Annotated in this window: 1 protein-coding gene; it reads left to right on the top strand. The window is 81.4% G+C overall.

Annotated features, from left to right (window positions below; translation table 11 throughout):
* Positions 1-131 precede the first annotated feature (131 nt).
* Positions 132-458: helix-hairpin-helix domain-containing protein (locus DEF28_RS26840; protein ID WP_325049048.1), on the top strand; the 327-nt coding region annotated here is incomplete at its 3' end.

Consider the following 458-nt stretch of genomic DNA (forward strand, 5'->3'; position numbering starts at 1 on the left):
GTGGCCCTCGCGCGCCGCGCGGTGGAGCAGGTGCCCCACCACCGCCCGGCCCCGCCGCGGGTCGTCGGGCGAAGCGGCGTCGCCGAGCAGCCGCCGCGCCGACGTGTCGTCCGTCCCGGAGGGGTTCTCTCGTGTCTGAAGCGTCGCCGTTCCCGTCCTCCGCGCCCGGGGCGCAGCCGGGAGGCGACGCCGGGCCCGCCGAGCGGCTGCGCGGCGTGCTGGGTCGGATGGGCGCGCCGGAGCGGCTCGTGGAGCCGCTGCTCGCCGCGCTGGGACCGCGCGCGGCCGAGGAGCTCGCCGGCGATCCCTGGCGGCTGCTCACGCTGCCGGGCGCCACCCTCCAGCAGGCCGACCACTGCGCGCGGCGGCTGCTCGGCGACGCCGCTTCGCCCGACGACCCGCGGCGGGGCCGGGCGGTGGTGGGGCACCTGCTCCACCGCGCGGCGCGCGAGGGCCAC

Origin of the sequence: Marinitenerispora sediminis (genome assembly GCF_003336425.1) — a bacterium.
Classification (GTDB): domain Bacteria; phylum Actinomycetota; class Actinomycetes; order Streptosporangiales; family Streptosporangiaceae; genus Marinitenerispora; species Marinitenerispora sediminis.